Raw genomic sequence first — 25,217 nt, 5'->3', positions numbered from 1 at the left:
TTCCATTGATGGATCATCGTTGGATGCACCCCGAACCGGCTCGCCAGCTCGGCCGCCGTCTCTTCACCCTTCAGGGCTTCCAGCGCGACCTTCGCCTTGAACTCAGGCGCGTGCTGCTTCCGTTTCGACATCTCTGATCTCCTTCTCGTCGAAGATCAGCAGACTGCAAATCGTAGCTTATGTCAGTGTCCGAATTTCGGGGGGGTAGCTCAGGCCACGCTCATTGTTGTATGTCCATAGCCAGCGCGTGGCGTGATCCTGTGCCTCCTCAATCGTTTTGAATATGTAAATGCGCGACCGGGCTCGGTACCAGTTTGTAGGTTCTCCTCGGTATACCTACGCGCGAAGCGCCGAGCAGGGCGCAAAGCGCCCATACTCCTTTTTCCGCTAAGCCATATGCGTTGGGCCTCCGGCCAACGCCTTGGGATCCTCGCTCATCAAAACATCAATGCACACTAACTGCGCGACTTCCCTAGCCGCCGTTGAGTTTTTTGCGCGGACGCGATGCACTTCACCTCTGCCCCGGTAAAATCAAATTTCCGGAACAGGTCCCAAACCACATATTCGCTGAGGACCAGGGTTGCCACAGCCTCTATTTCGGCCGGCTCCCAGTCGTCTCCGTAATGGTCGTGAGCGTTGCTCTGACAATGGCCGACCTGCTTCTTTTGCACGGCATCGGACAAGGTGGTGTTTCTCTGGCTGCCAATGACGAAATGGCGAAGCTGGTGGAATACCGTATCCGTGACGCCTGCCCCCTTGAACAATCTGCCTAGCCTTTTCTGGGCGGTGTCGCCCGGGTCGACAATTCCGGGCAAATGAAGGCTTTCAAATACCCAGCCGGTTTTCTTGGAACGGACAAAGTCGATGAACCCAATCTCTTCCAGGAACTCGTGCAAGACAAAGCTCCCGGTCGACTCATCGTTCTTGATCGGAGCTACCTTCAACTGGCCGCCCTCCTGGTAGAGCCGATCAACCTTGATCATCCAGTGTTCCCCTCGCCTATCCAGGTTCTCCGCACGCATGTAGGCAAGCAGGCTTATACGCCTTCCTGTCAGCGCGCCGAGCAACGGCAGAATTGCCTGCACCAACCGTTCGTCCCTTTGACCTGCCTTGAACATTTCATTGATCCGGTCGGGCTTGGCCTTGGAACGGCTCTGACTGCGCGGCGTGTGCTTGGGAAGCGAAAACCGGAAGTTGTCCATCCGGAACGGAATGCTCTGCTCATCGCAGTAAAAGCGAACGGCAGTCCGGATGACGCCCAGGGTCTTGTCGACAAGCGTCTTTTCACCGATGGGCATCTCGCTTGGTGCAACCTGATCCTGTCCCTCTCCGTTCGCCTTGAGAACGCCTTCAAGACTGCCGGCGTCCCATGAGCCCGCCTTGGCAACCTGTGACGGGAGATAGGAGATACGGTAGCCGAAAGTCCTGAGAACCGAGCCGCTGATGTCACGGACGTCTATGTCTCCCATAAGCGTCACAAACATCTTCTCCCTTGTCCGCAGGTTCTGAATGTTCGGGTCATTCTTTCCCTTCCGGTGCTCAAGATCCCGGGCGTAGAGATCGAACGCTGCGGAAACGGGGTGTCTGTCGGTCTTGTCAGGCGCCTTCGGCTCGATGAATGGAGAAGCCTCGAAACCAGTGGGCATCGCCCGGTCTGCACTCTCTTGCGGCTCTGGTAGCTGAGGCGCCGGTTCTGGGGCAGAGGCCGGAATGCCGGCGAGCAGGTTTCTGATGTCTTCCCGATAGAATGCGGCATCGTAAATTCGTTCCATCTCATGACCGATCTGATCGTAGAGAGGCGAGCCTTCTTCCCGCGCGGACTGCAACATCATCATTCCCCTCAAGGGGATATGTGCCGCCTTCTCTTTCAGGGATCTTGAAGGAGCAGGCCGCCGGAGCAGTTCGGTCGCATTTCTGAACACCTCCATGAGCGAATCCGGCAAGAGCGGCGCGGTGCGGTTTTCTCCCCTCTCCTGATCGCAAAGGAGCGCATAGTCATTGAAGGCGGCGTCCATCCTCTCCATCAGTTCTTTTCGGGTAAGCTGACTCAGGTCTGCCTCGCTCATTCTACGCAACTCCACAAACACCGCCCGGGCAGCGACGGCGTAATGCGCCGCGACCGCACGCAGACGAATCCTACTTGCAGGCTCTAGTGGAATACGTACCGATGAAAGGAACAAGCGATCAGCCAGAAATTTGGGCAGGCGAATCTGGAAGACCGGACCCGAGGGCGTCTGAGTATAGTATCTGGGCACGTATACATTTCCCTGTACAAACCGGAACAGGGATGGGCGCAGAATTCTTCCTCTTGAAAGAAATCAAGAAGTTAGTACACTCATAAAGATGACGTAAGGGAATGGCGGAGAGGAAGGGATTCGAACCCTCGATACCGTCTCCGGTATACTCCCTTAGCAGGGGAGCGCCTTCGACCACTCGGCCACCTCTCCGTGCCGCCCTTTTCACGGATATCGCCGGCTTTTGCAAGAGTCTCTGTCACAGTTTTACGCAACAAATTTGCGCAACTCCCCAAAACCAGGCGAATGCCGCGGGAAAACAGCCGGTTCACCGCCACCGGCCAGCCCCTCTGAGCGCTCCACGTCGCTCCCGTGGGAATCGCCCCCGGTTCGCAGCCCGCCTCCCTCGCCCGGGCACCGGGCGCGGGAAATCCCGTTTGCCATTCCCCCGGTACGCATCCTAAGATGCCTATCTTTGGTTGATTTTAAGTCAAATTTACACCTGAAAGGGCTCCCATTCTCTCGCCCTCGCACAGCCCTCCCCCCCCAGCATGGAGGCCCATTTCGCCAAGACATTCGCCGCGCCTTCCGGTGCAGCCCAAGTTAAATCCCGCAAAAAGCCAGCGCGCGCCCGCATGCCACCGGAGCCACCTCCAAGGTCCGGCCAAGCGGTGGCGAGCCGATCCCGGGCGCTGGAAACGGCAGAGGATATCAGCGCATGACGACAAGAATTGCGACACAAGGCCGGGCGTTCACGGTGATCGCCGGACTGATGATGACGAGCAGCGCGCTTGCCGCAGGTGGCGGCGGGATCGTCACGGCGGACCCCAACACGCATTTCGACCCGAAAGGCAAGGCCCCCTCCGCCGTCACCTCCGAGCTGCGCGCCGCCCAGCGCAAGCAACTGCCCTTCGAGGATGAAAGAGACTTCGAGGAGGTCAAACGCGGCTTCATCGCCGCGCCCCCCTACCGGCAGATCATGGCCGAGGCCGGACATGTGGCCTGGGACATGGCCAGCTATGACTGGTTGCTCGAAGGGCAGGATTTCGACAGCATCCACCCCTCGCTGCTGCGCCAGGCGGTGCTGAACATGGGCTATGGCCTCTATGAGGTGGTGCCGGACCGGATCTATCAGGTGCGCGGCTTCGATCTGGCGAACATCACCTTCATCAAGGGGGATACCGGCTGGATCGTCTTCGATCCCTTGACCGCCAAGGAAACGGCCGCAGCGGCCCTGGCCTTCGCCAATGAGCAACTCGGCGAACGTCCCGTGGTCGCTGTCGTCTTCTCCCACTCCCATGCGGATCACTTCGGCGGCGTGCGCGGGGTGGTCGACGAGGCGGATGTGCGCTCGGGCAAGGTTCCGGTGATCGCGCCGGTCGGCTTCATGGAACATGCGGTGTCGGAAAACGTCTATGCTGGCAACGCCATGAGCCGGCGGCTGTTCTTCCAGTACGGCACGCTGCTGCCGCGCAGCCCCTTCGGCCACGTCGACCAGTCGATCGGCAAGAACGCAGCGGCCGGAAACACCGGCCTGATCCCACCCAACACGATCATCCATGACGACTTCAAGGAGATGACGGTCGACGGTGTGCGGATGATCTTCCAGAACACGCCGGGCACCGAGGCGCCGGCGGAGATGAACACCTACTTCCCCGACTTCAAGGCCTTCTGGGCGGCGGAAAACATCACCGGCACCATTCACAACATCTACACCCTGCGCGGCGCGCTGGTGCGGGACGCGCTGCAATGGTCCAAGCAGATCAACCAGGCGCTCTACCGTTTCGGACAGGACGCCGAAGTGATGTTCGCCTCCCATAGCTGGCCGCGCTGGGGCAACGCGCGCATCCAGGAGGTGATGCGGGCACAGCGGGACACCTATGGCAACCTCAACAATGGGGTGTTGCGCCTGGCCAATCAGGGGGTGACGATCAACCAGGTCCACAATGTCTACAAGGTCCCCGGCTCCCTGCAGAAGCAATGGGCCGCCCGCAGCTATCACGGCTCGGTGGAACACAACAGCCGGGCGGTGATCAACCGCTATCTCGGCTACTGGGACGGCAATCCCACCACCCTCATCCCGCTCTCGCCCGCCGACAGCGCTCCGCTCTACGTCGAGATGATGGGCGGAAGCGCGGCCATCCTGAAGAAGGGGCGCGAGCTCTCCGCCGCAGGCAAGTACAAGCTGGCACAGGAGATCCTCGACAAGCTGGTTCAGGCCGAACCGCAGAACACGGAGGCCAAGGACCTGCTCGCCGATGTGTTCGAACAGATCGGCTACCAGCAGGAAAGCCCGAGCCTGCGCAACTCGTTCCTTGCGGCGGCCTATGAGCTGCGCAACGGCATCCCCAGCGGAACCCCGCCCAAGACCACCGGGCCGGACATGATCCGCGCCATGTCCACCGACCTGTGGCTGGATTTCCTCGGTGTGCGGCTCGACAGCGAAAAGGCGGGGGACAAGGCCTTCACCATCAATCTGGTCACCCCCGACACCGATGGGAGATACGTGGTCGAGTTGAGCAACGGCACGCTGACCAACATTGCCGGCTTCCAGGCGGAGGATGCCGCCCTGACGATCACCATCGACCGCGCGAACCTCGAAGCGGTCATGATGGGTGCGGCAAGCTTCGATGACCAGATCGCCAACGGCAAGGCAACCCTTGTCGGCGACCGCTCGGTCTATGAGGACCTGAAGACAATGCTGGTCCAGTTCGATCTCGGCTTCGAGATCATGCCGGGGACCGGCTCGGCCGACCTGACGCCGGAGCGCGGCGTCTTCGAACAGGCGCCCCCCGCCACCACCTCCGGCGGCTGACGGGCCGTGATATCAGACGACCGGCGGTCCAGTGCCGCCGGTCATGTCTCCCGCCCGAAAACCGGATACCGAGGACCGCGTCAGGCGTCAGTCCGCGAGCCGTTCGAACATCCCCTTGAGCATCTCGGTCATCGCCTTGCGCTCCGCCTCGTCGAGCCCCTTATAGACCCGCTCGCGCACTTTCTCGGCCTCCGCCCAGCCCCGATGGCGTAACGCCACGCCGGCACGGGTCAGGGTCACCTCGGTCACCCGCCCGTCGGAGGCGCGCGGACGGGTCACCACCAACCCATCGGCCACCATGCGCTGAATGATCTTGGTGGTGGTGTTGAGCTTGATCACACAGATTTCGGCGATCTCCGAAACGCTCATGTGCTCGCCGTCGTAAAGGACCATCAGCACGCGCCAGCGCGGCACATCGAGCCCGACCGGCTTCAACACCGATTCCATCACCTGGAGATAGCGGGCGTTGATGCGCAGAACCCAGAAAAACGGCCACTCCCGCATCTGAAACTCGGATCGGGCGGGGGCGGGCGTCTTCTCTCGGTCCATCGACATCTCTCAAAAGAGGAAAACAAAAACAGTCACGCGACCTCTGATGGTAGGAGACCTGACGCACTTGTCCATAGGCCGGATGGCTGATATCGCTACGTCACCCTGTGCGCAGGGCCCCCAGGGGCACATTCCGCCAAGAAGCAGGCCGCACCAGTTGTGCGCCGCGCGCCAGGCTCAAGCCCCGCCAAAACACGCGCCGGCTCCAGGCGCCGAAGGCGCGCCTCCCCAATCCTCCGCCGCCTCCTTCCGGGAATACCACCAAACCGCCCGCCAGGTGCCCTTGGGGCACGGCTGGTCAACTTCCACCAAAGCGTGTAGCTTCCGTTTGCGTAAAGGGAATGTGATGTCCATTGACGCCCGATAGGAGGAGACGCTTCATGAAGATCACCGTTGCCGGCCTGGCCGCCGGTCTCACCCTCATGCTGACCCTGCCCGCCCAGGCTGCGGATGCGCGCGGCGAATGGGCCCGCCCGAGCGGGTCGTCACGCATCAAGATCGCAAGTTGCGGCGGGGCGCTCTGCGGCACCCTGGTGTGGCTGAAATCGCCGCGCAAGGATGTGAAGAACCCGGACCCGGCAAAGCGCAGCCGGTCGCTGGTTGGCAGCCGCACGGTGCTCGGCATGAAGCCGAGCGGCAAGGCCGGCCAGTGGAAGGGCAAGGTCTACAATGCGGAGGATGGCAAGACCTACACTGGCTACATGACCATGGATGGCGACAACAAGCTGAAGCTCGAGGGCTGCGTGCTCGGTGGGCTGGTCTGCAAGGGCGAGACCTGGTCGCGCGTGCGCTGACGCCGAAAAAACAACGTTGCCCCCCGCGCGGATGGGAGGTCCGCGCGGGGGAAAGGCACTCTCGGTTCGGCAGCCGGATCAGCTTGCACGCTGACCGAACAGCACCGCCTGGGCCTGCGTGTCGCTGGACAGATCGAGCTGCTTGCGCCTGTCCTCGCCCACGGCAAGGCCGCGCTCTACGGCCGGCCGTGCCCGCATCCGCTCCAGCCAGCGAGCCACGTTGGGAAAGTCCCTCTCAAGGTCCATTCCCTGCCGCTCCCAGCCGGTGGCCCAGCCCACCAGCGCCATGTCGGCGATGGAATAGTCACCCGCCACGAAGTCGCGCCCTTCCAGCCGCTTGTTGAGAACGCCATAGAGCCGGTGCGTCTCGTTGAGGTAGCGGTCCATCGCATAGGGCAGCTTTTCCGGCGCATAGACCCGGAAATGATGGTTCTGGCCGAGCATCGGACCGAAACCGCCCATCTGCCACATCAGCCATTCTTCCACCTCGACCCGGGCACGCGGATCCCCCGGATAGAACCGGCCAAACTTGCGGCCGAGATATTGCAGGATCGCGCCGGATTCGAACACCGAGATCGGCGCGCCATCCGGTCCCTCCGGATCGATGATCGCCGGCATCCGGTTGTTGGGTGAGATCTTCAGGAAGTCGGGCTTGAACTGGTCGCCGGCACCGATGTCCACATAGGTGACCTTGTAGGGAACGCCCAGTTCCTCCAGCATGATGGTGATCTTCCAGCCATTTGGCGTCGGCCAGTAGAACAGCTCGATCGGCTTGGTCTGTGCAGCGCTCATGCATGCATCTCCACGAAAATGGTTTTCAAGGAAAAAGCCGCGAGAGACGCCCCACGGCTTGTATGCTCCTGCACGTAAGGCACTTCGGCGTGAAGACAATGCCCAGCGATGCCGATCCGCTCACAGCGCCTTTTTGAAGCCGATATGCGTGTCACCATAGCCGAGCGCGGCATAGAAGGCATGTGCGCCTGTCCGTTCCCGGTTTGACGTGAGCTGCATCACCACGCAGCCGAGCTCGCGCGCCCGCGTCTCGGCGAAGGCCATCATCGCCTGGCCCACCCCCTTGCGCTGCCAATTGGGCATCACATGAACGCTTTCCACCTGGGCCCGCGGTCGCCCGACATAGGACAGGCCCTTCAGCACCGTCAGTTCGAACATGCCGGCGATAACGCCCGCTTCCGCGCCCTTAGGCCGGGCGACATAGAGCACGGTCGCCCCTTCATCCAGCATCCGCCGGAAAGCCGCGCGGTAGGGCTCGGGGTCACCCGTCTCGACACCAATGCGCGCGCCGACCGCGTTTGTGGCAAGCAAGGCGGCAGCGGCCGGAAGATCCGCTTCAGTCGCCGCTTCAATGTAGATTTCCCCAGAGGAGACGGATGGGGCCGACACCGCAACAGTCGTTGCCGTCATGATGGAATTCCCTTTTTGGGGTTGAAAGCAAGACAATCGGCCTTCTCCGCTTGAGCGGAATCAGAAAGGCCTTCGGGGCGGCATCTGGGATGCCGCACAAGCAGAGGTTCCGGATTGCGAGGCACCGCCTGCCAGGTTTCAGTTCACTGAAAGCGTCGAAACCCACTCATTCTCAAGCATGCCCTTGTCCGAAAACCGCATATGCTTTTCGGGGATAGCGCTGGAGGTGCCTTTGCCCGTTACCAGCGGTCAGGAGCGGTCTGGCCGCTTATTTTGGTGCCGCGTCGTTCAAGATCGTCCCATACACCGCATAGCCGCCATGGAGCGGAACAAGCTCCGCCATCCGCCCCGCCCGCGCGGCGGCCTCGCCCAGCGCGTCGGCAAGATCGGCCCGTGGGGTGACATGGAACGCCGCCAGCCAGGCCCGCATCGGCGCACGCAGGAAAGCGGGATACCTCTCCATCTGGCCGAAATCGACCACATGCATCTGTCCGTCCGGGGCGAGAACGCCAATACCGGCCTCCAGCGCCGCACGCCAGGGCGGGATCATCGACAGGCTGTACGACAGGAACACCCGGTCGAACCGCGCTTCCCCGAAGAGCTGCGAGGGATCGAAGTCGGTGGCATCGCCCTCGGCCACAAGGATGCGCTCCGACAGCCCGGCTCGCGCGATCGCCGCCCGGGCGCTCACCAGCATTTCCGCCGAGATATCGACGCCGAAGAACCGCGCCTGCGGATAGCGCCGCGCCGCCAGAATGAGATTGCGGGCGGTGCCGCAGCCCAGTTCCAGCACCGTGCCGCTCGCGGGCGGCGCCAGATCGGCGATCAGCCGGTCGCGGCCGAACAGGTAGTATTTGCGGGTCGCGTCATAGATATGCCGCTGCCAGCGATAGATCCGGTCCATCAGCTCGCCGGACGTCCCCGGAGCGGTCTCAGGCACGGGTGTGGGCGTACGCATCAGGCCGCTCGGACATAAAGATGGAACCCGCCGTAGATCGACGACCGGTCGCGGCGGCCATAATCCTCCGAGGCCTCGGCCTCATAGTGCCATTGCCCCAGAATCTGCGGATCGACTCGGCCCGGCAACAGGCTCGGCGCGGCGGCCGTGCGGAACGCCACCCGGGCGCCCGGGCGGGCGGTGCGGGTGATCTGCGCCCAGAGCTCGTTCAGCGTCTCGTCCGACATCCAGTCCTGTGCATCGAGCAGCACGTAGCGGTCGACGCTTTCCGCCGGCTGGTCGGCAAGATGGTCGGTGAAGGAGCGGTTGACCACCGTCACCCGGTCGGCGCGGGCGCGGATCTTCTCAAAATGCTGCCGCCGCAGATAGGGCGGCAGCGGCCCGGCCTCATCGTTGGCATAGGAGCGGCCAAAGGCCTGCCAGGCAAAGTAGTTCTCCGAAAGCGGGAAATCGCAAGCGAGCTTTTCCAGCCGCTGGCGCAACACGCCGGCCATGCTGCCGCCGCTGGAGGCCAGCGCCTCATACTGTGCCGGCGGAATACCGAGCCCGTAGAGCGACACCCGCTTGGAAGTGGCCCAGCGCACCATCCGCTTGTCGAACAGGGGCGCCAGCGCGCTGTCGAAGAAGCTGCGCTGCTCCTCAAGCGAGCGGGCGCGCAGAATGTCCTTCGGATCGATGCCGTAAAGCCGCGCCACCTTGTGCCCGGCGCCGATGAAATAGCCAAGCAGGCCGTGGTGATAGAGATCGCGGGCAAACAGCGAGATCCGGCGCCGGCCGGTCACCCCGCGCCGTTCCCAATAGGCGCGGCTGTCCGCGTCGAGCCCATCGCGCAGGAAGCGGGTGTAGGCTTCGACATTCGCCTTTTCATCCGCCTTGCCGAAGAAGCGGTAGAAGGCATCGTAGCCGGGCAGCCGGCGGGCGGCGGCAAGCTTCAGCCGGGTCAGCGCCACATGCGCCTGGTTGAGGTCGACGGCGGTGATCTGCGCCGGATCCGCCGTCAGATAGCTGAGGATGTTGCATCCGCCCGAGGCAATGGCGACGACCCGGTGGTCGCGCTCGATGGCGAGCGCTTCCATGTCAATCTCCGGGTCTTCCCAGATCTGCGGATAGACCAGCCCCTTGAACGCCCAGGTGAAGAGCCGCTCCAGCGCGCCCTCGCCTGAAAGCGCCCTGTTGCGATGCACGGCCTGCCCGAGCAGTTCGCGCCTGCCCGTCGTGTTGCGCTCAGAGGTCATGCCATCATCTCCCGGCTCAAGAACATTCGTCTCAAGATGAGCCGGGTAAGCCCGTTCCGTTACGGGATGATGACAGGGCGCGGAGTGTGGGGCTCTGTCGAGAGTGGAACAGCCCTTCCCACGTTTCTCGGCGTCATCCCGGCCCCCGAGCCGGGATCGGGGAGCCGAAAGGCAAGCGTTTTCATAAGGCTTGAGCCGACAGGCCGTGCCTCTCCGGTCCCGGATCGCCGCTTGTGCGGCGTCTGGGAGGACGCCCCCACGGGGCTTTGTCCTCCCACGTGGACGCCGCCCGCCCCTTATTCGATGCCGATCTTCGCCCGCAGCAGGTCGTTGACCGCCTTGGGGTTGGCCTTGCCGCCGGTGGCCTTCATCACCTGGCCGACGAACCAGCCCAGAAGACCCGGCTTTTCCACCGCCTGCGCGGCCTTTTCCGGGTTGGCGGCGATGATCTTGTCGACCTCCGCCTCGATGGCCCCCAGATCGGTGACCTGACGCATCCCGCGCGCCTCGACGATCTCGGCCGGGTCGCCGCCCTCGGTCCACAAGATCTCGAACAGCTCCTTGGCGATCTTGCCGGAAATGGTGCCGTCCTTGACGAGATCGACCAGCCCGCCGAGCTGCGCCGCCGTCAGCGGGCTTTCGGAAAGGTCGTGCCCTTCCTTGTTGAGCCGGCCGAAGAACTCGTTGATCACCCAGTTGGCGGAGAGCTTGGCATCGCGCCCCTTGGCCACTTCTTCGAAGAAATCGGCAGAGGCCCGCTCGGCAACGAGAATATCCGCGTCATAGGCAGACAGGCCATAGTCATTGATGAACCGCGCCTTCTTGTCGTCCGGCAGCTCCGGCAGGTCGTGGGCGAGGTGGTCCACATAGGCCTGATCGAATTCCAGCGGCAGCAGGTCCGGATCGGGGAAATAGCGGTAGTCATGCGCCTCTTCCTTGGAGCGCATGGAGCGGGTCTCGCCCTTCACCGGGTCGAACAGGCGTGTCTCCTGGTCGATACTGCCGCCGTCTTCCAGAATGCCGATCTGCCGCCGTGCCTCGTATTCGATCGCCTGGCCGACGAAGCGGATCGAGTTGACGTTCTTGATCTCGCAGCGCGTGCCGAAGGCACCGCCCGGCGCGCGCACCGAAACGTTGACGTCGGCGCGCATGGAGCCCTGGTCCATGTTGCCGTCGCAGGTGCCCAGATAGCGCAGGATGATGCGCAGCTTGGTCAGATAGGCCTTGGCCTCGTCGGCGGAGCGGATATCGGGCTTGGAGACGATCTCCATCAGCGCCACGCCCGAGCGGTTGAGATCGACGAAGGACATGGTCGGATGCTGGTCATGCAGCGACTTGCCCGCGTCCTGCTCCAGGTGCAGCCGCTCGACCCCGACGGTGACCTGTTCCCCGCCCGGCATGTCGAGCAGGATTTCCCCCTCGCCGACGATCGGCTGCTTGAACTGGGAAATCTGGTAGCCCTGCGGCAGGTCCGGATAGAAGTAGTTCTTGCGGTCGAAAACGGATTTCAGATTGATCTGCGCCTTGAGCCCGAGGCCGGTGCGGATCGCCTGCCGCACGCATTCCTCGTTGATCACCGGCAGCATTCCCGGCATCGCCGCGTCCACCAGGCTGACATTGGCGTTCGGATCCTTGCCGAACGCTGTCGAGGCGCCGGAGAACAGCTTGGCGTTGGAGGTCGCCTGCGCATGGACTTCCATACCGATCACGATTTCCCAGTCGCCGGTGGCGCCCTTGATGAACTTCTTCGGATCGGGGGTGCGGGTGTCGACAAGCGTCATAACGATCAGGTCCTGTTGCTGCGCGCGGGACACGATCCGGTGCCAGCCTGCCGCGAGGCTGGCACCGCATCGGCGGCGCGCCCGATTGGCCGCACACCCGGAGACCCGGTGCGTCCGGCGATAAAGCGGGAAAATGTCGTAAAGCGTTGGGTAGTGGGTCTTGCCCGCGCCCGCAAGAGGGTAGGCTGCGCAATCCGCGCGAAGTTCTGTTTTCGCCGGCGAACAGCCCCCTGTCAGCCCTGTTCGCCCCCCTCCTGCAGGATGAAGCGCAGGATCGCCGCCACCGCCTCGTAGAGCTCGGCGGGAATCTCCCGGTCCAGCTCCACGCCGGAAAGCGCCTCCGCCAGTGCCTCATCCTCTTCCACCGGCACACCGTGCGCGGCGGCAAGCTCCAGGATTTGCGCTGCCACCTCGCCGCGCCCCCGCGCCGTCACCCTCCGTGTGCCAGCGCTGTCGTAACGCAGAGCCACCGCCAGCGGTGTGGTTTTCCGCCCCGGCACCAGCGGCGGGGCATCCGTCTGCCCGCCAGGCCCGTCCTTGTCCTCGCTCATGACACCCGATCCACATATTGCCCGGACGGCACCGGCGGGTCGCCCGGCAGACCGAAAAGGACCCGCAAATCGACCACCTGAAGCCCTTGCGCGGACAACTCGCCCCGCAAGGCGTCGAGCCGCGCCTGCAAGACCCGATGGGTTGCCTCACGCTCCGCCCAGACCGTGGCGAAGAGGCGCGGCCCATCAAGACCGACCACCGCCTCCACCGCGCCGGTCCGGGCGAGGTCAATGCCGAACCGCACCCGCCAGGCCGGATGCGCCCCCTCGCCCTCATGGCCTTCCGTATCGTCCCGGCCAATCTGCAGGCTGAGGACACCGGTTTCCCGGCCAATGGCAAGCGGCAGCTCCAGCACCCGGTCGAACAGAGCCGTTTCCGGTGCCCCTTCCGCTTCGACAAGAAGCCCGCGCGAGGCAAGCGCCGCAAGTCGCCCCCGGGCCAGCGCCGCCTCCACCTTGCCAAGCAGCAGGGCGGCGATCTCCCCAGCCTCGCCCCGGCCGAGGGCGGCGGCAAGCTCCGGACTGGCCGCCAGCCCCGCCTGGCCGCGCGGATGGCGGGAAAGCCCTGGGGGAGCCGGCGGTGCCGCTTGTCGGGGAACCGGAGGCCGACCGCCGGCAAGATCGCGCAGCAGAGCGCGCAAGGTCGCAAGCGCGCCCTCCAGCGAGCCGCCGCCCGCCGAAGCCGCCACCCCGGCGGGGGTTGCGGCACGCAACAGCGCTTGCTGCAATTTGGGCCCGTCGAGCGCGCCATCGCCCCTGAGCCGCAGGCCGAACAGGGCGACGATGGCGGCCTGCACCGCCGGAGGCAACAGGCTGGCCGCCGGCGAGGCCGGGAATCCGGCCAGCACCGCCGTGGCCCCGGCATAGAGCGGTGCCAGCCCGTCCTGATCGGTGGCAAGACGGGTGGCCAGATCGGAAATCCGCTGCAGCGCCGCCGTTTCCCGGCTAGCGGCGGGCGTCGGGGCGGGCGTCTCCGGCTCAACATGATAACGCGGACCATCCGGCCCCTGCGCCACATGCAACCGCGCCCGCGCGCCGACGGGCAGCATCGTCTGGCCCTCCACATCGAACTGATGGGATCCGGAGACAAGCCGCATGACGGAATCGGTGAGATGGCGGGCCACCCGCACGGCAATGACATCGCCGACATTGATCGGCGGCAGTCGCGTCACCGGCGTGACCGCCACTATTCCGGCCGGTGTCGAAATGCGCGAGACCATCCCCTCCCCACCGTATCTGGCCCTCTCCCAATCGTGCCGGGCGCTAAGTAGAGAAGACTAGCAGATTCGCCCTTCGGGAACGATTGAGCGCCCGCAATCAACCAAAGGCTGCAGAGCGAATTGATCTTGATCAATTCGTTGCGAGCGCAACCATCTCATACTTGTGCCGATTGAAGACGCGCACGGCGCGTCCAGCGGATGGGCGGAAGGAGACGCGACATGGGGATCTTGCAGCGGATGGACGAGCGCGCCACCCTGATGGGCCGGATGATGCGCACAGTCGGCGCCGACACGGGCATGCCGGCGGACATGGGCCTGGGTCTGGCGCTCCACAGCGCCGCGCAGAAGTGCCTTGGCTGCGACCGGCCGCAGGAGTGCGCCGGCTGGCTTGACGCGCACCAAAATACCGGCGCCGATCACGCGCCGGACTACTGCCCCAATGCAGACCTGTTCGCCGACTGGAGCGGCCACCGAGCGAAGTAGACGGGCGAAGTAGACCGGCCGACCGCCCCCAATATCAGCGGCGGCGAGACTTGCCGCGCAGGCCATAAGTCAGCGCGGCTGCCAACCCGCCGCCGACGAAGCGGAACGGGAAGACGGCAAGCGGCCCGCCCTCATAGCCGCCCACCGGCGCAATGCCGCTCAGGTTGAGAGCGGCGTCGAGCAAGACGGAGAGCGCAGCGGCGGCAAAGCCCGCGACAATCAGTTTCACGCGGGCATCGGCATACCAGCCAAGCGCGGCGCCGATCAGCAGGGTGAACGGATTGACGAGGCCGGCAAGGCCAAACAGGACGGGAAGAGATTCGGCTAGGGTCATGCCTCTCTTCTAAATCAACCTGCGCGAATGCGAAATCACCTGAAACGCATGAGATGATCCTGAGCGGGCCGGCGCACTGCCATTGCCATTCCCGCCGACCGCCCATCGCCGCAGATGCTGCGACCTTGTGGCAACACCCGCTCGCCCGTTTTCGGCAAACCACTCCCAGCCCCTTGCGCTTTTTCCGGCCACGCACCAGATTTGCCCCGTCGATCCAATGGAGTTTTGATGCGCGGAAATCGCGAGTCCCGGTAAAGGCCGGTCCGGAAGCGGACCGGGCCAGGAACACAGAAGGCGCACCGGCACCCCGGCATGGGGTGTGAGCGGAGCGCTGTGCCGTTCCTTCATCATCGAGGCCGCCCACCGGAGATGCGTCTTGCATGGCTGGCATTCCAGCCGGCATCCCGGACGGGCAGCCCGAAACGGACATGACGCACGACCACAGACCTGTCCCCGCACGCGCCGTATACCGCGGCGCGGCACTGGTCTCGTGCGCGCAATTTTCGGACTTCCATGGACATTTCCAAACCCGAACAACGGGTGCTGCACCTGTTGGCGCAGGGCGGACGGATCGACGTCGAAAAGGACGATCGCGGCCGCATCATCGACTGCACCTGCATCACCCGCGATGGCTGGCACCACAACGGCTGTCCGCTGCCGCTTTTCAAGAAGCTGAAGCGGCGGCGGTTGATCGGCTCGCGCGGCGGCGGCCCCTACCGCATCACCCGGCTCGGGCTCCTTCGCGTGCGGGCCGAGCTGGACAATCGCTAGGATACGCTTTCATAAACACATACAAAAAACCGCCGCCGGATCACTCCGGCGGCGGCCTTGTCGTCAAAATATCTGCTGTGGGAACCAGCCGGCCCTTACCACCAACGGGTCGGCTCGAACCGGCCCGCGGCCTGCTCGATGGTGGATCCGAGGCTGTAGAGGGTCTCCTCGTCGAACGGACGACCGATCAACTGCAGGCCGAGCGGCAGGCCATCGCCATTCACCCCCGCCGGCACGGCAAGGCTCGGCAGGCCGGCCATGTTCACCGTCACCGTAAAGATGTCGTTGAGGTACATGGAGACCGGATCGGAGAACTCGCCCGGAGCGAAGGCCGCGTCCGGCGTCGCCGGCGCCAGGATCGCATCGACGCCGGCCTGGAACGCCAGGTCGAAGTCGCGCTTGATCAGCGTGCGCACCTTCTGCGCCTTCAGGTAATAGGCGTCGTAATAGCCCGCCGACAGCACATAGGTGCCGATCAGGATCCGGCGCTTGACCTCCGTACCGAAGCCGGCGGCCCGGGTGTTTTCATACATGTCCGCAATGTCGGTGCCATCGACCCGGAGCCCGTAGCGCACGCCGTCATAGCGGGCGAGGTTGGACGAGGCTTCCGCCGGCGCGACGATGTAGTAGGCCGGCAGGGCGTATTTGGTATGCGGCAGGGAAATCTCGACGATCTCCGCGCCCGCATCCTTGAGCCAGGCAATGCCCTGCTGCCACAGGCTGTCGACCGCCCCTTGCATGCCCTCGACCCGGTATTCGGCCGGAATGCCGATCTTCAGCCCCTTGACCGAGCGGCCCACCGCCGCCTCGTAATCCGGCACCGGCCGGTCCACCGAGGTGGTGTCCTTGGGATCGACCGAAGCCATCGACCGCAACAGAATCGCGTTGTCGCGCACGGTCCGGGTGATCGGTCCGGCCTGATCGAGCGAGGAGGCATAGGCCACCACGCCCCAGCGCGAGCAGCGCCCGTAGGTCGGCTTCATGCCGACCGTGCCGGTCAGCGCCGCCGGCTGCCGGATCGAGCCGCCGGTGTCGGTCGCCGTTGCCCCGAGGCACAGCCCCGCCGCCACAGCCGCCGCCGAGCCGCCGGAGGAACCGCCAGGCACCAACGCCTGGTCCGAGCCCTTGCGCCGCCACGGGTTGATCGCCTTGCCGTGGCAGGAGGTCTCGTTGGAGGAGCCCATGGCGAACTCATCCATGTTGAGCTTGCCCAGCATCACCGCGCCATCGGCCCACAGATTGGCGGTGACGGTCGACTCGTAATGCGGCTTGAAGTCCTTGAGGATATTGCTGCACGCTTGGGTATGCACGCCCCGGGTGGCGAACAGGTCCTTGATGCCGAGCGGAATGCCCTCCAGCGCCCCGCCGGTGCCGTTGGCCAGCTTCTCGTCGGACCGGGCCGCCATCGCCCGCGCCTCGTCGCCGGTCACCGCCACATAGGCGTTCAGCGCCGGGTTGCCGGCGGCAATCGCATCAAGAAAGGCGCCGGTCAGCTCGCTCGCGCTGATATCGCGCGCCGACAGCTTGTCACGCGCCTCGGCCAGGGTCAGGTTGGTCAACTCGCTCATGGGCTATTCTCTTCAAGCTTTGGATTCAGCGGCTTTTCGTAAAAAACCGAATATTCGGTCTCGGGATAGTCAAGCACGGCAGCGCAGCGAACAAATCCGGCCCGCTCATAAACGCGCCAGGCGGCCGGATGGCGGTGGCCGGTCTCCAGCACCAGCCGGAGAAGGCCCTCCCGTCGCGCCAGCGCCTCGATCCCTGCCAGGATCAGGCCGCCGATGCCGCGCCCTTGCGCCTCCGGGCGGGTGAACATCCGTTTCACCTCGCCGATACCGGCCGGATGGCGCCGCAGGGCGCCGCAGCCGATTGCCCGTCCATCATCGCGGGCGACGAACACGCTCGTCGCAGGTCCCGCCATCTCCTCCACCGACATGTGATAACAATGCTCAGTGGGGGTCAGCGCCAGAAGCGCCGCGTTGAGGTCGGCAATCAACTCGCGCATCTCGTCGGTCAGCGGGCTCTCCACGCCGATCGACACGGACATGGATTACTCCACCACCTTCGGGACCATGAAGAAATTGTCTTCCGATACCGGCGCGTTGGCGACCACGTCGGCGGCATAATCACCGTCGGTGACCTCGTCGGCGCGCTTCTTCATGCTTTGCTCGACCACCGAGGTCATCGGCTCCACGTCGGACACATCGACCTCACCGAGCTGCTCGACAAAGGCGAGGATGTTATTGAGGTCTCCGGTCATCTGACCGGCCTCGTCGTCCGTGACCTTGATGCGCGCGAGATGCGCGACGCGTTTCACAGTGTCGATATCGACGGACATCTGATTCTCCGGGCTGTGGGGATCGGACAAACAGCCGATCCTTGAACTGTCCCCGGCCTATATCACCCGCCTTTGCCCGGCGGCAAGCCAAAGGCCGGAGATCGGCGCCCCGATACCCGATTTAGGCCCTGCACACAGGAAATTGGCGAAACCTCAGGCGCAGATCCGAGCTTCGCCCGTGCCGGCAAGACACGCAGCAGTCCCGCCGCCCAGGATCCGAACCGCGCCGGGCTCCGGCGCCAGCATCCCCGCCTCCTGCGCCGCCGACATGGCCGGGGCCAGCGCCGCACCGCGATACTGCCGCTCCTCCACCACCTGTCCGCCCGACCAGCGCTGCTGGTAAAGCACCTCGTCGCGTACCAGCTTGCCGTCGGTGTCGACGCCGTCGAACCGGCACAAAAATGCCGCCGTCTCCCCCGACCGGTCGCGGCACAGCCGGTCGACCGTGCCGCGCATCATCACCGAGCGCCGCAGGATCGGTTGCAGCTTGCGGAAATAGGTCGCCGCATCGCGGGCCACCAGCACATCGTTTTCATAGGCGCGTATGGCCGGCGCATGGAACTCCCGCGCCGCTGCGGCAAGGTCGCCGGCGGCAAGATGGACCAGATACGCATCGACACTGGAACGGAAATGGATCGGATGCGACATGGGAGCTCCGGCGGAACACGAGGTGAGAACGGAAACGCAAGACCAACGGCAACAAAGAGAACATTAAGAGAACATTTGCCACTTGTCCACCGCGTTTCCGCTCCTGTCGATGCGCCCCGCGTCAGGCCTCCAGCGTGCCGCCCGGGGTCATCACACACACGGTTTCCCCCTTGTCGCCCATTTCCTCCACGAAGGCATCGGCGGAGGCCGCCAGGATCGGGAAGGTGCCGAAATGACAGGGAATGACGGTGTCGAAGTCGAAATAGCGCCGGCAGGCAAGCGCCGCCGAGCGTGCGCCCATGGTGAAACGGTCGCCGATCGGCACGATGCCGATCTTCGGCGCATGCAGATCGTGGATCAGCGCCATGTCGCTGAAGATATCGGTATCGCCCATGTGCAGCAGGGTCGGTTCGCCGGGCGCGGAAACCACGATGCCATTGGCGGTGCCGAGATAGACCGGCGGCCAGCCGTTCCGCTGCGAGGAGGAGCTGTGCTGCGCCTGGGTCAGCGACACCTGGAACGGGCCGACATCGACCGTGCCGCCGCAGCCCATCGGATTGACCGCTTCGATGCCCTGCGACTGCACCCAGCTGGCGATCTCGAAATTCGCCGTCACCTGGGCGCCGGTGCTGCGGGCGATCTCCACCACATCGCCGATGTGATCGTCATGGCCATGGGTGATCAGGATATGGGTGACGCCAGCGCTGGCGGTGGCCACGTCAAGCCCTGCCGGGAAGGATGGGTTTCCCGTCATGAACGGGTCGATCAGGATCGATGCATCCTTGATGTCGATGCGGAAGGCCGAGTGTCCGAAGAAGGTGATTTTCATGGTGGGGCAACTCCCTGTGACAAGTCCGACTGGCGGACGCTCTGAGTCCGCAACCAGCTTCGACAATGCCGCGATCTGTTCCATCGGGCAAACCCGTGCTAAAGCGCCAGAATGGCAAATGACCCGCTCCTGTCCCATGAGGACTTCGCCGCCCTGCTGCCGGCCACCGGCCGGCTGATCGGCCTCGACCTTGGCACCAAGACCATCGGCCTTGCGCTGTCCGACCTGGGCCGTGGCATCGCCACGCCGCTGGAGACCATCCGGCGCAAGAAATTCGGCGTCGATGCCGCCCGCCTGCTGGAGATCTGCACCCAGCATCAGGTATGCGGTCTGGTGCTCGGCCTGCCGCTCAACATGGATGGCAGCGAAGGCCCGCGGGTGCAGGCGACCCGCGCCTTTGCCCGCAACCTCGCCCCCCTCACCGACCTGCCGATGACAGCTTGGGACGAACGGCTGTCCACCGCCGCCGTCACCCGCACCCTGATCGAGGCGGACCGCTCCCGCGCCCGCCGGGCCGAACTCGTCGACAAGATGGCCGCCTCCTACATCCTGCAAGGACTGCTCGACCGGTTCGCCCATATGCGCAGAGCCGCCAGCACCGAGCGGAGCGACCGACCATGAGCGGTGTCCTCAACGCCCTGATCCCGGTTCTTCTGGTCATCGCCGCCGGCCATGTGGTCGCCCGCATGGGGCTGATCACCGGCGATCAGTGGCGCGGCATCGAGAAGATCACCTATTTCCTGCTGTTTCCCGCGATCATCATTTCCAATGTCGCCCGCACCGACTTCATGGCCCTGCCCGCCTTCGGCATGAGCGCCACCCTGGTGCTGTCGATCCTGGCCATGGCCGCGCTGGGTCTGGCGCTGCAGCCGCTGCTGAGACGCGCTTTCGCCATCGACGGGCCGCGCTTCACCTCCATCTTCCAAGGCGCGATCCGCTGGAACACCTTCGTCGCGCTGGCCATCGCCGATGAGCTGCTCGGCGCCGATGGCGTGGCCCTGCTCGCCGTTGCCATCGTCGCCATGGTGCCGCTGCTCAATGTCATCTGCGTGCTGGTGCTGTCCCGATTCGCCAGCGGCAGCGCGCCCGGCGCGCGCAAGCTGATCCTCGACCTTCTGAAGAACCCGTTCATCTGGTCGACCGGCCTCGGCCTCCTCCTCAATATCAGCGGCCTGCCGCTGCCGGGCTTCGCCTGGTCGACCCTGACGATCCTCGGCAGCGCCGCCCTGCCGATCGGCATCGTCTGCGTCGGCGCCGGTCTCGACCTCAACGCCCTGCGCCGGCCCGGCCCGGCGCTCACCACCGCCACCTTGCTGAAGCTCCTGGTGATGCCCGCCTTCGGCCTCCTCTTCGCCAGCCTTATCGGCCTGGAGGGACCAGCCCGCATCGCCGTCCTGATCGCCCTTTCCGTGCCCAGCGCCGGCGGCTCCTTCCTGCTCGCCCGGCAGATGGGCGGCGATGCCAAGCTGATGGCGGAAATCCTGACGTTGCAAACCCTCGCCGCCGCCCTCACCATGCCACTGGTGCTGTTGCTCGCGGTCTGAGCGCCCCGCACGGTCACGCGAAGCCCCCCACGGTCACGCCAAGGAAGGCCCCGCCCCGCGCGCGGACAGGGAGCGCGGTGGAGAAATCGGCCTACCCTCGTGCGCCGCGCTTGAGAAACGCCGAAGATCCGCCTATAGGGTTGCCTTTAATGAGCGCATCCATTCCCCCCGCCGCGGACGTCTATCCGCATCGTCACCTGCTCGGGATCGAAGGTCTCCAGCCGCAGGACATCCTCATGCTTCTCGACCGCGCCGAAGCGGCCGTGGAGATCAGCCGTCAGGTTGAGAAGAAGAAATCGGTGCTGCGTGGCCGCACCCAGATCAATCTGTTCTTCGAAGCCTCGACCCGCACCCAATCCTCCTTCGAAATCGCCGGAAAGCGCCTTGGCGCCGACGTGATGAACATGTCCGTCTCCTCTTCCTCGGTGAAGAAGGGCGAGACGCTGATCGACACGGCGGCGACACTGAACGCGATGCATCCGGACATCATCGTCGTGCGCCACCACGCCGCCGGCGCGGTGCATCTTCTGGCGCAAAAGGTCGGCTGTTCGGTGATCAACGCCGGCGACGGTGCCCATGAACACCCGACCCAGGCGCTGCTCGATGCGCTGACCATCCGCCGGCACAAGGGCAAGATCGCCCGCCTGACCGTGGCGATCTGCGGCGACATCCTGCATTCGCGCGTTGCCCGCTCGAACATCATCCTGCTCAACGCGCTTGGCGCGCGGGTCAAGGTCGTGGCGCCCGCAACGCTGCTTCCCTCCGGCATCGAACAGATGGGCGTGGAAGTCTGCCGTGACATGCGTCAGGGCCTCGACGGCGCCGATATCGTCATGATGCTGCGGCTGCAGCGCGAGCGCATGTCCGGCGCCTTCATCCCCTCCGTGCGCGAGTACTTCCGCTACTACGGTCTCGACCGGGAAAAGCTGTCCGCTGCAAAGCCGGACGCGCTGGTGATGCACCCGGGGCCGATGAACCGGGGCGTGGAGATCGACCCGGAGATCGCCGACGGGCCGCAAAGCCTCATTCGCGAACAGGTGGAAATGGGCGTTGCCGTGCGCATGGCCGTCCTGGAAGCCCTCGCAGCGCATCTGCCCACCCGATGAGGACACCGGATATGGCGACCCCCGCGACCCCGCTTGTTCTCACCAATGCCCGGGTCATCGACCCGGCCCGCGACCTTGACGCGCCCGGCGCCGTGATCGTCGAAGACGGTGTCATCCGCGCCGCAGGCCCAGAGGCGATCAATCAGGGCGCGCCGGAGGGCGCAAGGGTCCTCGATGTCGCCGGGGCGGTCGTCGCCCCGGGGCTGATCGACATGGGCGTCACCGTCGGCGAACCGGGCGGCGAGCACCGCGAAACCCTGGCCAGCGCCAGCCAGGCGGCCGCTGCCGGCGGCGTCACCACCATGGTCACCTCGCCGCAAACCGAACCGGTGATCGACGATCCGGCGCTGGTCGACTTCATCCTGCGCCGGGCGCGGGACACCGCATGCGTGCGCGTTCATCCGATGGCCGCGCTCACCAAGGGCCTGCACGGTACCGAGATGAGCGAGATGGGCCTGTTGCAGGAGGCCGGGGCGGTCGCCTTCGCCAATGGCCACCGCTCGGTCACCCATTCGGGCATCATGCGCCGCCTTTTGACCTATGCGCGCGACTTCGACGCCCTCGTCGTCCACCACACCGAGGATCCGGACCTGGCCGGAGACGGGGTGCTGAACGAAGGGCTGATCGCAAGCTGGAAGGGCCTGCCCGCCAGCCCGCGCGAGGCGGAAATCATCATGGTGGAACGGGACCTGCGCCTCGCCGCGCTGACCCGTGGCCGCTACCACGCCCAGCTCATTTCCTGCGCCGAAAGCACCCGGGCGATGGCCCGGGCCAAGAACGACGGGCTCGACGTCACCTGCGGCATCTCGATCAACCACCTGACGCTCAACGAAAACGACATCGGGCCCTATCGGACCTTCTTCAAGATGTCGCCGCCGCTGCGTTCGGAGGAGGAGCGCCAGGCGATGGTCGCAAGCCTTGCCGATGGCACCATCGACGTGATCACCTCCAATCATGATCCGCAGGACGTCGAAACCAAGCGGCACCCCTTCGCCGAGGCCGCCGATGGCGCCATCGGTCTGGAAACCCTGCTGTCCGCCGGCTTGCGGCTCGTCCATTCCGGCGACCTGTCCCTGACGCAGCTACTGGCGGCGATGACCTGCAACCCGGCCCGCCGGCTTGGTCTTGCCACCGGACGGCTTGCCGCAGGGGCGCCGGCCGATCTCGTCGTGTTCGATCCGGACCGGCCCTGGGTGCTGGAAAAGAGCGAGATCCATTCCCGGTCGAAAAACACCCCCTTCGAGGGCGCCCGCTTTTCCGGCAAGGTCCTTCACACCATTGTTGCGGGACGCGAGGTCTCGCCCTAGTCTTGCCGCCAAAGCGCAACCGGAGGCTGCACATTGCCCGATCCGATCAGCTGGGGGTTCGACTGGCCCTATTATCTGACCGCCCTCGCCTTCGGCTATCTGCTTGGCGCCATCCCGTTCGGGCTGTTGATCACCCGTCTTGCCGGCGAAGGCGACATCCGCAAGATCGGGTCCGGCAATATCGGCACCACCAATGTGCTGCGCACCGGCAAGAAGCACCTTGCCGCCCTGACCCTTGTCGGCGACATGCTGAAGGGAACGGTGGCGGTGCTGGTCGCCGGGCGATACGGCGGGCCGGATATCGCCCTGATCGCGGGGCTCGGCGCCTTCCTCGGCCACCTTTTCCCGCTGTGGCTGCGGTTTCGCGGCGGCAAGGGGGTTGCCACCTATCTCGGCATCCTCTTCGGCCTGTTCTGGCCGGCGGCGCTGTGCTTCATCGGCGTCTGGATCGGGATGGCCCTCGCGCTGCGCTATTCGTCGCTGTCGGCCCTGGCTGCCAGCCTTGTCAGCCCGGCCCTGCTCTATTGGGTGTTCGACCGGGTACAGATGGCGGAGATGATGGCGCTTCTGACGCTGATGCTCTGGGCCAAGCATCATGAAAACATCCGCCGCCTGCTCACCGGCACGGAAAGCCGGATCGGCAGCAAGGGATGAGCGCCGACGCCGCCGTCCCGCCTGGCCACAGGGCCCTGACGGACCGGCAGCGTCTTGCATGGCTGCGGCTCATCCGCTCGGAAAACGTCGGACCGATCACCTTTCGCGAGCTGGTCAATCACACCGGTTCGGCGGAAGCCGCCCTTGATGCCCTGCCGGAGCTGTCGCGCCGGGGCGGCAAGCGCCGCATCCGCATCCACCCGCTTGAGGACGCGGAAGCGGAAATCGAGGCACTGCACCGGCTTGGCGGTCATTTCCGAGCATTGGGCGAATATGGCTATCCGCCGCTCCTGCGCCAGGTGGATGGCGCCCCGCCTCTGATCGCCGTGCGCGGCGCGGACGCGCCGCTGGCCGATCCCGCCGCCATTGCCATTGTCGGCGCCCGCAACGCCTCGCTGGCCGGCCAGAAGATCGCCGGCGAGATCGCCGCTCACCTCTCCGACGCCGGCTACCGGGTGATTTCCGGTCTGGCGCGCGGCATCGACACCGCCGCCCATCGGGCGTCCCTTGCCGGCGGCACGGTGGCGGTGCTGGCCGGCGGCGTCGATATTCTCTACCCGCCACAGAACCGGCAATTGCTGGAGGATCTTCTGGCCGCCGGCGGAGCCCTCGTCAGCGAAATGCCGCTCGGCTGGAAGCCCCGCGCGCGCGACTTCCCCCGCCGCAACCGGCTGATATCAGGAATATCGCTGGCAACGGTGCTGATCGAGGCGGCCCGGGCCTCCGGATCGCTGCACACCGCCCGTTTTGCCGCCGAACAGAACCGGGAGGTGTTCGTCGTGCCCGGCTCGCCGCTCGATCCGCGCTCCGAAGGCGGCAACAAGCTGATCCGCGACGGCGCCACCCTGGTCGGCAGCGGCGCCGACGTGATCGAGAGCCTCGGCCCCCACCATCATGGCGACCCGTTCCTGCCGATCGACATTGAAGAGCCTAGCCGCGATGCGCCCCGGCAGCCGCTCACAGTCGACGACGGCACCCGCGCCGCGCTGCTCTCAGCGCTCGGCTCGACGCCGGTCGACGTGGATGAAGTGATCCGTTTCACCGGCCTCGACACCCGCGCGGTGCATGTGGTCCTGTTGGAGCTGGAACTGGCCGGCAGGCTCGAACGCCATCGCGGCAACACCGTCTCGCTGATCGACAGCCGCTACAGCTGACGGCGCCCGCACTTCCTCGAAAGGCACTCGCGCCGATACCGGCGATCCGCGCCCTCTCGCCACTCCTCCAAGGTAAGCTCGCGCACCGCCAGCGACGCTTCCCCCCATGCAGCTTTCCCGCGCCCCACGCTAGCCACCCCTCCGGCCAGGGTCTGGCGGTCGCCTCCCGCTGACTGCCGGTCGCCGGCCATATCCAGCCTGGAAAAACAGGGTGTTTGAATCACCCGATACAACCTGCTCCTAAATTTGCCAAGCATGCCTAATGAAACATATGCATACATATGAAAACACAACCCAGAATTATGGCAATGTTTTTACCGACTCGCCTTCACGGACCGCCTCCATCTCGCAGTGCCTTTCAAACGCCTCAACGCGGGCCATTTCAAACAAATATGCTAGGAAAGACAAGTCGTTATGTATAGCCAAATCGCGAAGCTCCCGGCACATCTGAGCACAGTAGCGGGCGGCTTCGGACCTGTCTTTGGGGACT

At 65.0% G+C, this 25,217-nt stretch carries 26 protein-coding genes and 1 tRNA gene; 10 read left to right on the top strand and 17 right to left on the bottom strand.

Annotated features, from left to right (window positions below; all coding sequences use genetic code 11):
- The 3 genes from LC062_RS18935 to LC062_RS18925 form a co-directional block, all read right to left on the bottom strand.
- A partial coding sequence (locus LC062_RS18935; protein ID WP_224911982.1) for a transposase occupies positions 1 to 131 on the bottom strand: 131 nt, incomplete at its 3' end.
- A gap of 324 nt (positions 132 to 455) precedes the next feature.
- Positions 456 to 2,066, bottom strand: coding sequence for a site-specific integrase (locus LC062_RS18930; RefSeq protein ID WP_224912568.1), 1,611 nt, complete (start codon positions 2,064 to 2,066; stop codon positions 456 to 458).
- Positions 2,067 to 2,357: 291 nt separating this feature from the next.
- A tRNA-Ser gene (locus LC062_RS18925) sits at positions 2,358 to 2,447 on the bottom strand.
- Positions 2,448 to 2,952: 505 nt separating this feature from the next.
- On the opposite strand from LC062_RS18925, the gene LC062_RS18920 reads away from it, so the two are divergent.
- The gene (locus LC062_RS18920) at positions 2,953 to 5,049 is read left to right on the top strand and encodes an alkyl/aryl-sulfatase (protein WP_224912567.1); all 2,097 of its coding nucleotides are present in this window, start codon (positions 2,953 to 2,955) and stop codon (positions 5,047 to 5,049) included.
- Positions 5,050 to 5,136: 87 nt separating this feature from the next.
- Here the strand turns inward: LC062_RS18920 and LC062_RS18915 are convergent, their stop codons facing one another.
- Entirely contained in the window at positions 5,137 to 5,598 is a 462-nt protein-coding gene (locus LC062_RS18915; RefSeq protein WP_224912566.1) for a MarR family winged helix-turn-helix transcriptional regulator, read from the bottom strand.
- Between the two features lie 380 nt (positions 5,599 to 5,978).
- Here LC062_RS18915 and LC062_RS18910 point away from each other — a divergent pair, with 380 nt between their 5' ends.
- Positions 5,979 to 6,392, top strand: coding sequence for a DUF2147 domain-containing protein (locus tag LC062_RS18910; protein ID WP_224912565.1), 414 nt, complete (start codon positions 5,979 to 5,981; stop codon positions 6,390 to 6,392).
- Between the two features lie 78 nt (positions 6,393 to 6,470).
- Here the strand turns inward: LC062_RS18910 and LC062_RS18905 are convergent, their stop codons facing one another.
- From LC062_RS18905 to fliK, 7 genes are all read right to left on the bottom strand, one after another.
- Positions 6,471 to 7,184, bottom strand: coding sequence for a glutathione S-transferase N-terminal domain-containing protein (locus LC062_RS18905; protein WP_224912564.1), 714 nt, complete (start codon positions 7,182 to 7,184; stop codon positions 6,471 to 6,473).
- Between the two features lie 120 nt (positions 7,185 to 7,304).
- Positions 7,305 to 7,814 (bottom strand): GNAT family N-acetyltransferase, encoded by a 510-nt coding sequence (locus LC062_RS18900; RefSeq protein ID WP_224912563.1) that lies wholly within the window; start codon positions 7,812 to 7,814, stop codon positions 7,305 to 7,307.
- Between the two features lie 268 nt (positions 7,815 to 8,082).
- Complete coding sequence (locus LC062_RS18895) at positions 8,083 to 8,772, bottom strand: class I SAM-dependent methyltransferase (RefSeq protein WP_224912562.1); 690 nt, start codon at positions 8,770 to 8,772, stop codon at positions 8,083 to 8,085.
- Positions 8,772 to 10,007 (bottom strand): DUF3419 family protein, encoded by a 1,236-nt coding sequence (locus LC062_RS18890; protein ID WP_224912561.1) that lies wholly within the window; start codon positions 10,005 to 10,007, stop codon positions 8,772 to 8,774. Before LC062_RS18890 ends, LC062_RS18895 begins: the two co-directional genes overlap by 1 nt.
- Positions 10,008 to 10,303: 296 nt before the next feature.
- On the bottom strand, positions 10,304 to 11,788 hold the full coding sequence (gene gatB, locus LC062_RS18885) for an Asp-tRNA(Asn)/Glu-tRNA(Gln) amidotransferase subunit GatB (protein ID WP_224912560.1): 1,485 nt from the start codon (positions 11,786 to 11,788) through the stop codon (positions 10,304 to 10,306).
- 233 nt (positions 11,789 to 12,021) lie between these two features.
- Positions 12,022 to 12,339 carry an EscU/YscU/HrcU family type III secretion system export apparatus switch protein gene (locus LC062_RS18880; protein WP_224912559.1) on the bottom strand — a complete coding sequence of 106 codons (318 nt, stop codon included), beginning with the start codon at positions 12,337 to 12,339 and terminating at the stop codon, positions 12,022 to 12,024.
- A complete protein-coding gene (fliK, locus tag LC062_RS18875; protein ID WP_224912558.1) occupies positions 12,336 to 13,559 on the bottom strand; it encodes a flagellar hook-length control protein FliK in 1,224 nt (407 codons plus the stop codon). Before fliK ends, LC062_RS18880 begins: the two co-directional genes overlap by 4 nt.
- A 219-nt stretch (positions 13,560 to 13,778) precedes the next feature.
- Here fliK and LC062_RS18870 point away from each other — a divergent pair, with 219 nt between their 5' ends.
- On the top strand, positions 13,779 to 14,042 hold the full coding sequence (locus LC062_RS18870) for a DUF6455 family protein (protein ID WP_224912557.1): 264 nt from the start codon (positions 13,779 to 13,781) through the stop codon (positions 14,040 to 14,042).
- 34 nt (positions 14,043 to 14,076) lie between these two features.
- On the opposite strand, the gene LC062_RS18865 is transcribed toward LC062_RS18870, so the two are convergent.
- Positions 14,077 to 14,376, bottom strand: a complete 300-nt coding sequence (locus tag LC062_RS18865; RefSeq protein WP_224912556.1) for a phosphatidylglycerophosphatase — start codon at positions 14,374 to 14,376, stop codon at positions 14,077 to 14,079.
- Positions 14,377 to 14,889: 513 nt separating this feature from the next.
- Here LC062_RS18865 and LC062_RS18860 point away from each other — a divergent pair.
- Positions 14,890 to 15,147 carry a YjhX family toxin gene (locus LC062_RS18860; RefSeq protein WP_224912555.1) on the top strand — a complete coding sequence of 86 codons (258 nt, stop codon included), beginning with the start codon at positions 14,890 to 14,892 and terminating at the stop codon, positions 15,145 to 15,147.
- Between the two features lie 95 nt (positions 15,148 to 15,242).
- On the opposite strand, the gene gatA is transcribed toward LC062_RS18860, so the two are convergent.
- From gatA to LC062_RS18835, 5 genes are all read right to left on the bottom strand, one after another.
- Positions 15,243 to 16,715: an Asp-tRNA(Asn)/Glu-tRNA(Gln) amidotransferase subunit GatA gene (gene gatA, locus LC062_RS18855; protein ID WP_224912554.1), complete on the bottom strand. Its 1,473-nt coding sequence runs from the start codon at positions 16,713 to 16,715 to the stop codon at positions 15,243 to 15,245.
- A complete protein-coding gene (locus LC062_RS18850) occupies positions 16,712 to 17,194 on the bottom strand; it encodes a GNAT family N-acetyltransferase (RefSeq protein WP_224912553.1) in 483 nt (160 codons plus the stop codon). Before LC062_RS18850 ends, gatA begins: the two co-directional genes overlap by 4 nt.
- A 3-nt stretch (positions 17,195 to 17,197) precedes the next feature.
- Positions 17,198 to 17,485, bottom strand: a complete 288-nt coding sequence (gatC, locus tag LC062_RS18845) for an Asp-tRNA(Asn)/Glu-tRNA(Gln) amidotransferase subunit GatC (RefSeq protein WP_224912552.1) — start codon at positions 17,483 to 17,485, stop codon at positions 17,198 to 17,200.
- A gap of 153 nt (positions 17,486 to 17,638) precedes the next feature.
- Positions 17,639 to 18,133 (bottom strand): hypothetical protein, encoded by a 495-nt coding sequence (locus LC062_RS18840; RefSeq protein ID WP_224912551.1) that lies wholly within the window; start codon positions 18,131 to 18,133, stop codon positions 17,639 to 17,641.
- Positions 18,134 to 18,254: 121 nt separating this feature from the next.
- Complete coding sequence (locus LC062_RS18835; RefSeq protein ID WP_224912550.1) at positions 18,255 to 18,962, bottom strand: metal-dependent hydrolase; 708 nt, start codon at positions 18,960 to 18,962, stop codon at positions 18,255 to 18,257.
- Positions 18,963 to 19,073: 111 nt separating this feature from the next.
- Here LC062_RS18835 and ruvX point away from each other — a divergent pair, with 111 nt between their 5' ends.
- From ruvX to dprA, 6 genes are all read left to right on the top strand, one after another.
- Positions 19,074 to 19,583, top strand: coding sequence for a Holliday junction resolvase RuvX (ruvX, locus tag LC062_RS18830; RefSeq protein WP_224912549.1), 510 nt, complete (start codon positions 19,074 to 19,076; stop codon positions 19,581 to 19,583).
- Complete coding sequence (locus LC062_RS18825; protein WP_224912548.1) at positions 19,580 to 20,506, top strand: AEC family transporter; 927 nt, start codon at positions 19,580 to 19,582, stop codon at positions 20,504 to 20,506. The genes ruvX and LC062_RS18825 overlap by 4 nt, the downstream gene beginning before the upstream one ends.
- A 149-nt stretch (positions 20,507 to 20,655) precedes the next feature.
- The gene (locus tag LC062_RS18820; RefSeq protein ID WP_224912547.1) at positions 20,656 to 21,612 is read left to right on the top strand and encodes an aspartate carbamoyltransferase catalytic subunit; all 957 of its coding nucleotides are present in this window, start codon (positions 20,656 to 20,658) and stop codon (positions 21,610 to 21,612) included.
- Between the two features lie 11 nt (positions 21,613 to 21,623).
- Positions 21,624 to 22,919, top strand: a complete 1,296-nt coding sequence (locus LC062_RS18815; protein ID WP_224912546.1) for a dihydroorotase — start codon at positions 21,624 to 21,626, stop codon at positions 22,917 to 22,919.
- A gap of 33 nt (positions 22,920 to 22,952) precedes the next feature.
- Positions 22,953 to 23,573 (top strand): glycerol-3-phosphate 1-O-acyltransferase PlsY, encoded by a 621-nt coding sequence (gene plsY, locus LC062_RS18810; protein WP_224912545.1) that lies wholly within the window; start codon positions 22,953 to 22,955, stop codon positions 23,571 to 23,573.
- Positions 23,570 to 24,727, top strand: a complete 1,158-nt coding sequence (gene dprA / locus LC062_RS18805; protein ID WP_224912544.1) for a DNA-processing protein DprA — start codon at positions 23,570 to 23,572, stop codon at positions 24,725 to 24,727. Before plsY ends, dprA begins: the two co-directional genes overlap by 4 nt.
- The last annotated feature ends 490 nt before the right edge of the window (positions 24,728 to 25,217 follow it).

This window comes from Stappia indica, from assembly GCF_020177335.1.
GTDB lineage: Bacteria > Pseudomonadota > Alphaproteobacteria > Rhizobiales > Stappiaceae > Stappia > Stappia indica_B.
The sequence above is the reverse complement of the archived record's forward strand: the minus strand, read 5'-3'. Positions and strand labels throughout refer to the sequence as shown.